Below are 6,676 nucleotides of genomic sequence, written 5' to 3' on the forward strand. Positions count from 1 at the left end.
CGTCTTTTTCGTAGGATTCAACGTTGACGGCATGCAGTGATGAGGTTTTTGCCCCCGTATCCAGTCTGGCTTTCAGGCGCAGGCCTGTTTCCTCCATGACGATCCATTCCACATACCCTAGCTTCTCCGGAACGCTGTTTTCTTCGTTATGAGCATTGGCCAGGAGCATGGCAGGGCCAAGCATGAAAATGGCGGCGAGAGACTTGACGCGTACTGGCAGCATTACGGGGCCTCTTTGGCGAAGTGAGTGAGTTCAGGGAAAAAATGCAGGAAGCGGCGCTCCAGTTCTTCGTCGTGTTCTTCAATTTCTTCAATGATACCGCTGAAGCTGTTTGAGAAGCGGATACGACCGGCAACCCGATCCAGGGCATATCCGATGTTTTGCAGATCCATGTAAGAGTGGAACCAGTCGTGACGGATGATCTGCTTTGTCACCCTTTGCATAGGCTCGGGCATCAGTGGTGCATTGGCATCGAGTTCCCGATAAACCTGTTCAATAAAGCTATCAGCTTCCACGTGGCTGAACCGTTGCCAGTTTCTTAACAGATAGTGATCGTAGAGAATATCCAGTGCAACGCCGGCAAAACGGCGCCTTTGGGCAGAGAAAAGCTGCTTGCTGGCAATGACTTCAGGGTGGCGATCGGTGAATGCGTCGACTGCACGATGATGGTACAGCCCTTCCCTGACCTCAGCCGGCAGATCCGAGGCAACGACCCCGCGGGCAAAATCTCCGAGCAGGCTTCCAACGCGGGCGTGAGGGCTGTCTGGTGCGAGAAACAGATGGGCAAGGTGATTCAAACCGACTCCTGTGGTTCTGGCGGCAAACGGGTGGCGCCATTCTTGTCATAGTAACGCACGTACTCCAGGTTACCAGCCACTTCCGGCGTAAGGTCGACATTTTTACGCGGAATTTACAGTGATTTGATTAATCTGTAAGACCCTGACACTTCGGGGGTTCTACCTTGCGAAAGCGCCATGCCGCCTGTATTCTGTCGCGATCTCTTTGTTCAGCCGGCTTGAGCATCTTTTGAGAAACCTGACCCCTGTAATCTTCATTATCAGTGTCATGTTCATACTTTTGAGTATTTTCATGACCTTGCCAGTGCTTCTTCTGGCAAATTCTGAGGCTCCGAACGCTCTGGCGTTTGCGGAGTCTGCGGCTATCTGCTTTGGGGTTGGCCTGCTGGGGATACTGACCACGCACCGTCAGGCGAGGGATCTCAAGCCCCGCTACATGTTTGTTCTGACCGTATCCAGCTGGTTTATCATCGCTCTGCTCTCGTCTATTCCTTTTTATCTCAGTGACCTGGGACTGACGCCCGCAGAGGCGGTCTTCGAAGGAACCTCGGGCATTACCACCACGGGAGCGACCGTCCTAACCGGCCTCGACACCATGGACCGGGACCTGTTGCTGTGGCGCTCGATACTGCAGTGGATTGGCGGCATAGGGATCATCGGCATGTTCGTCGCCGTAATGCCTTTTTTGCGGGTAGGTGGCATGCGGCTATTCGCAACCGAGTCGTCCGAATGGACCGACAAGGCGCTGCCAAGAATGAAAACACTCAGCCGTGGCCTGCTCTTCGTCTACGTCGCGTTTACAATAATTGCAGTAACCACCTACGCATTTTCCGGGATGAGTCTGTTCGACGCGTTCAACCACGGCCTGACCAGTATTGCCACCGGGGGGTTTTCAACATCGGACATGTCCATGGGCAAGTTCGATTCCAATCTGATCCTGCTTCAGGCAACGCTGTTCATGATGATTGGCAGTCTGCCCTTTTTCCTGTTTGTGCGCGAACTGCATGGCCAGCATGGGGTACTGTTCCGTGACCAGCAGGTGCGCCTGTTCCTGACCATTTTGCTCGTCATTCCTGCATTGCTGACGCTGTATCGCTGGTACGTGTCACCGGTCGAGTTCGACCTCGTCAACGGCTATGTTTCAACGCTCTTCAACGTTACTTCAGTGGTGACGACGACAGGATATGCCTCTGAAGATTATTCAGCCTGGGGGCCACTGGCGTTCGTTCTGTTTTTCTTCCTGATGTTTGTTGGCGGGTGTTCCGGATCGACGGCAGGTGGTATGAAAATATTCCGTTTCCAGCTTTCGCTGATTGTCCTGCGGGAGCAGTTGATGCGCCTGCTGCACCCGAGAGCCGTTTTTACCCGTAACTACAATGGCCGTGCTGTCAGTGACGAGATTATCTCCTCGATGATCGCCTATACCTTCATCTTCCTGCTGTGCCTGCTGATCATAACGGTTGCATTGGCAGCACTGCAGCTCGATTTCATAACCAGCCTGTCCGGCGCCCTGACTGTTCTCACTAACGTCGGCCCCGCTCTCGGTGACACTATAGGCCCCGCTGGCAACTTTGCGCCACTGCCTGAAGCGGCCAAATGGATTCTTTCCGTGGGTATGCTGATGGGCCGCCTGGAGATTCTTAGCGTGGTGATTGTTCTTTCACCGGCATTCTGGCGCAGCTGATACCTACTTCAGCCAAAGCACTGCCGGGTTCTCCAGCGGCAGATTCAGACGTTCATCCCTCACCCTGATTCGTGGCGTGTAATGTCCTTGCGGGCGCGAGGGCACGATGCACTCGTACAGGTAACTGTGGGCTGAACCGGCAAGCGGGTGCTGCATGGTCATTTCGGTCACGGTTCTCGGCCCATGCCCGGATGCCTCTGATACCAGTTCCACAGTGATGCGCTGCTCGCTGATGCCGTCCAGGTACAGTTCCACCGTGTAGGTTTGACTGCCATCTGACTCAATGACATTAACGGCGCTGAACCTGAGCCTGGGCCAGCAGCGGGTGATCTCCCCATGCTCGGAAACAATGTCGGCTGCGGTGGACGGGTCCCGTTGCTCCCCCTGAAGGGCCATAGGCAGGTAAAACCTTTCAACATATTCACGAACCATTCGGTTGGCTGAATAGGTTGCGGTCAAGTGGTCCATGCTGGCACGGATCTTCTCTACCCATTGCCGCGGGATTCCCTGCTCGTCCACATTGTAGAAAGCTGGAATCACCTCCCGTTCCAGCAGATCGAAAAGTTCTTCTGCATCAGACAGGTCATGGTCGTTCGAGTTGGCAAGTTCCTCGAATGTGGCACCGGAGCGGATGGCCCAGCCAACATCCGGGGTCCAGGCTTCTGCCCACCAGCCATCATACTGGGAAAGGTTCAGGCCGCCGTTAACCAGCACTTTCATGCCGCTGGTGCCACAGGCCTCCCATGGGTGTCTTGGGCAGTTCAGCCACACATCCACACCCTGGATCAGCTGGCTGGCGACGCCAAGATCGTAGTCTTCGATAAAGACCACCTTGCCCTCGACATCCGGGCGACGGGAAAACGCCTTCCATCGCCGGATAATGTCCTTGCCCGGTTGGTCATAGGGGTGAGCTTTGCCGGCCAGAACAATCTGCAAAGGCCGGTCCCGGCTGGCCAGCAATCCCAGAAGTCTCTGCTGATCTTTCAGCAGCAGGTCCGGCCGTTTGTATTCGGTGAACCGCCGTGCGAACCCCAGGGTCAGGGTTTCGTTGTCCAGCAACAGCCCGCAGGCGGCGCCATAATCCTGGCCCGGGTTCTGTTCACAATGCTGGCTGGCCAGGCGACGGCGCAGATAGTGCACCAGCCGTTTGCGCTGCAGCCGCCGCATTTCCCAGAGTTCTGCGTCGGAGACTGCTGACATGGGGCACGAGTTCTGCAATGGACGACGCCATCGGTCCTTGCCGCAGGCCCTTGTCCAGATGGCATCGGAATCCGGTGAATCCCAGCTGGGCGTGTGCACGCCGTTGGTGACAGATTCGGCGGGAATATCGTCAGCCGGCCAGCGAGGAAAAAACGGCTGGAAGATGGCCTGCGATACTTTCTGGTGGATCCGGCTCACCCCGTTTACCCGGCCACTCATGTTCAGGGCCAGGTAGGCCATGTTCAGGCTTGCGTCATCGGTTTTAAACCCGCACACGGTGCCGGGGAGACCCAGCTTCATCAGTCCATCAACGGTAAGTTCCCTGGTCTCGAGCCAGGGCGTCAGGTACAGCCGCAGCAGCGTGTGCGAGAAATGGTCAAATCCGGAGGCAACCGAGGTATGGGTGGTGAAAAGATTGGTCGCCCTGGTGGCTGTGCGGGCTGTTTTGAAATCGGTTGTATGCAGGTCCTGCCAACTGAAGGCTCTCTCAATGAGAGCGAGCGCGCAATGGCCCTCGTTGAGATGGCACAGGGCCGGCTGAATGCCCAGCTGTGCTAACAGGCGCCAGCCGCCAATGCCGAGCACCATTTCCTGCTGCAGGCGCTTTTCCGGGTCACCGGTGTAGAGTTCACTGGTTATGCCCCGGTCTCCCGGTTCGTTTCGCGGGTCGTTGCTGTCGAGCAGCAGTAACTCGCAGCGGCCAACCTGTGCCTTCCATGCCCGCAACCGCACATGCCGGCCTGGAAAGGGAACGACCACCCTCACCCACTGGCCGTCTGCGTCTCTCAGCGGCGAAACCGGCAGCATGGTGGGGTCGTTGTACGGATAGAATTCCAGCTGCTCACCCTCGTTACTGATGGCCTGGCGGAAATACCCCTGTTGGAAAAGCAGCCCGACAGCGGTTACGGGTACGCCAAGATCACTGGCCGCCTTGAGATAATCGCCCGCAAGAACCCCCAGGCCCCCGCTATAAAGCGGCAGGGACTCACTGAGTCCGTATTCCATGCAGAAATAGGCGATACCCGCGCCCAGATCGCCCGGGCAATTGTCCGAGTACCAGGTATTGGCCTGGGCGAACGCCTGGTGGGCTGCGATCTGTTCCCGGTAGCGCAGCTGGAACGACGGATCTTCCGCCAGTTCCTCCAGCCTGTCGCCGGAAACGCTGTTCAGGACCAGCCAGGCGTTACGCGTGCTTTCCCAGGTTTCTTCGTCAAGAACCCGCCAAAGCTCGTCACTGCCGTGGTGCCAGGTCCACCGCAGATCCAGAGCGAGTGTAAACAACCCGCCCAGGGATTCGGGCAAAGACCGTGGAGTATACGCTGCCAGTGTCACTGATGAGTCCCGGTCAAGTCTGTGTCAGCATTAGCGAGCGGTATAGCCGCCATCAATGACCAGCTCGCTGCCGGTTACAAACTTGGACTCATCCGAGGCCAGATACACGGCACCCCAGGCGATATCATCGGGCTCGCCCATGTGACCGACCGGGTGAAGCGCATCGGTGGCTTTCCTTGCCTCTTCCGGATCCTGCCCGGTGGTCTTCAGGTGGCCTTCAACCAGTGGTGTCCAGATAAAACCCGGGTGGATGGAGTTGGCGCGGATGTTCTCGGTGGCATACAACAGGGCATCTGTTTTGGACATCAGGCGCACGGCACCCTTGGAAGCGTGGTACGGCGGAATGTCCGGGGCGCTGACCAGACCATAGATCGATGACAGATTGATAATGCTGCCTACACCTGCCTTTTTCATGTGCGGAATGGCGTGCTTGGTACAGAAAAACACACCCTTCACGTTCACATTCTGAACAGCGTCCCACTCTTCCTCGGTCAGCTCATGGGTGGGTTTGTTGGGGCCCGCTATCCCCGCATTGTTAACCAGTACGGTAAGGCTGCCGAAGGAGTCGGCAACCTCGTCCAGAACCTGTTTGACTTCCTGCTCACTGCTGACATCGCAATGCCAGTAACCCGCCCTGAAACCCCGATCGCTCAGCCCGCTGGCAAGGGCTTCACCTTCCCGGTCCTGGCAATCGAGAATGGCTACGGCGGCGCCCTCCTCGGCCATCCGGGTTGCAGTGGCGGCGCCAATACCTACTGCGCCGCCGGTAATAACCGCCACCTTACCTTTGAGTCGTTCCATGGATATCCTCCTTACGCTGTCAGTATGCCGGTCGGCGAACCGGAAAATAGTTCGTCGCCAGATAGTGTTTTTTTAGCCAGTGGATGAGTGAACTGACGGTAAAGCCATCATTTTCGACGCCCTCGAAATCGACGCCAATGCCCTTGTCTGACTTGCGAACCACGTGGGCTGTGAGCCGGCGAAACTGCTTCTCCTTTTTCTCGGGGAAGCGGAATTCAAGTTCAAGTGTCTGATTCAGTTGTACATCTGTATAATCAGTTGCAATAAAAAGGCCCCGCTTCGACGCATCCCGGATCTGGCCGGTTGCAACGGGCATTCCTCGCTTGTAAACCAGCAGCCCAAGCTTTCCCTGTACGCGTTTGCTGAGTCTGTGTTCCATGGTATTCCCCCCGAACCCATTAAGAACGCCAATTTTTTCAACCTGCCTGTAATTTATATCGGAGTATTGCCGGGGCCTCTTTGATGCTGATCAATAAATAATCAGTGTTGAGGAAAACGTTCATGCCGTTGCACTAATTCGGCGATATTTTTCGACAGATCTTCGGGGCAAAGATTCCAGTCCAGTTGCCAGATCCAGTTGTTCACGACGGTACCGGGGGTGTTGAATCTGGCGTCGGTCCCAAGCCCCATGAAGTCCTGCATGGGCACGATAGCCAGCGAGCACACTGACCGGAAAGCGGCCTCAATCACTGGCCAGGGCATACATTCTCCTGTCGTGCCCAGGTAATCATTGACGTAATGTCGGGTGTGGTCGTCCAGGCTCTGGTACCAGCCCATGGTGGTGTCGTTGTCATGTGTCCCGGTGTATACAAGATCCCTTGGATGATGATTGTTCAGCAGATGGGGGTTGTCGGGGCTGCC

7 protein-coding genes are annotated in these 6,676 nt (G+C 56.4%); 1 reads left to right on the top strand and 6 read right to left on the bottom strand.

Going from position 1 to position 6,676, the window contains the following annotated elements; translation table 11 throughout:
* Together ACESMB_RS13575 and ACESMB_RS13580 are read right to left on the bottom strand one after the other, a co-directional pair.
* A partial coding sequence (locus tag ACESMB_RS13575) for a RimK/LysX family protein (RefSeq protein WP_372971818.1) occupies positions 1 to 184 on the bottom strand: 184 nt, incomplete at its 3' end.
* A gap of 38 nt (positions 185 to 222) precedes the next feature.
* The gene (locus tag ACESMB_RS13580; RefSeq protein ID WP_372971813.1) at positions 223 to 798 is read right to left on the bottom strand and encodes an ACP phosphodiesterase; all 576 of its coding nucleotides are present in this window, start codon (positions 796 to 798) and stop codon (positions 223 to 225) included.
* A 268-nt stretch (positions 799 to 1,066) separates the two neighbouring features.
* Between ACESMB_RS13580 and ACESMB_RS13585 the strand changes: the two genes are divergently transcribed.
* Positions 1,067 to 2,482, top strand: coding sequence for a TrkH family potassium uptake protein (locus ACESMB_RS13585; protein ID WP_372925619.1), 1,416 nt, complete (start codon positions 1,067 to 1,069; stop codon positions 2,480 to 2,482).
* A 3-nt stretch (positions 2,483 to 2,485) separates the two neighbouring features.
* On the opposite strand, the gene glgP is transcribed toward ACESMB_RS13585, so the two are convergent.
* The 4 genes from glgP to ACESMB_RS13605 all read right to left on the bottom strand — a co-directional run.
* Positions 2,486 to 5,014, bottom strand: coding sequence for an alpha-glucan family phosphorylase (gene glgP, locus ACESMB_RS13590; protein WP_372971814.1), 2,529 nt, complete (start codon positions 5,012 to 5,014; stop codon positions 2,486 to 2,488).
* A gap of 30 nt (positions 5,015 to 5,044) precedes the next feature.
* Entirely contained in the window at positions 5,045 to 5,815 is a 771-nt protein-coding gene (locus tag ACESMB_RS13595) for an SDR family NAD(P)-dependent oxidoreductase (protein ID WP_372971815.1), read from the bottom strand.
* 19 nt (positions 5,816 to 5,834) lie between these two features.
* The gene (locus tag ACESMB_RS13600; protein WP_372971816.1) at positions 5,835 to 6,194 is read right to left on the bottom strand and encodes a PilZ domain-containing protein; all 360 of its coding nucleotides are present in this window, start codon (positions 6,192 to 6,194) and stop codon (positions 5,835 to 5,837) included.
* Positions 6,195 to 6,295: 101 nt separating this feature from the next.
* On the bottom strand, positions 6,296 to 6,676 hold a 381-nt coding region (locus tag ACESMB_RS13605), incomplete at its 5' end, for a 4-alpha-glucanotransferase (RefSeq protein WP_372971817.1).

Origin of the sequence: Marinobacter sp. (assembly GCF_041686475.1) — a bacterium.
Lineage (GTDB): Bacteria > Pseudomonadota > Gammaproteobacteria > Pseudomonadales > Oleiphilaceae > Marinobacter.